Origin of the sequence: Vibrio sp. 10N.222.49.C9 (genome assembly GCF_041474985.1) — a bacterium.
GTDB lineage: Bacteria > Pseudomonadota > Gammaproteobacteria > Enterobacterales > Vibrionaceae > Vibrio > Vibrio crassostreae_C.
Genome location: NZ_JBFRVD010000810.1, coordinates 1 through 232, shown reverse-complemented (window position 1 = coordinate 232; position 232 = coordinate 1). Strand labels below are relative to the sequence as shown.

The following is a 232-nucleotide window of genomic DNA, read 5'->3' as shown; positions in this document are numbered from 1 at the left end:
CCGCTTCTGAGCAGAACAACCCAAGGTTAAACGAACCCTCACAGCTAAAGTCGCTTTGCATATAAGCAACTGGGTCACCAGAATCCAGCACTGTTGCGCGCGATAGCAAAAAGGCATCAAATTTACCCGCTAAGGCATCATTCTCAATTTGCGCGTACTCGCGGATATCAAGCTCAACCTTAAATCCAGCAGCTTCAAGTTGTTGCTTTAATAGTGCTGCAACCTCAGGAAG

General features: G+C 47.0%; 1 pseudogene. It reads right to left on the bottom strand.

Annotated elements, in window-relative coordinates:
* Positions 1–232: pseudogene (locus AB4585_RS25720) on the bottom strand (ABC transporter substrate-binding protein); the annotation flags it as partial.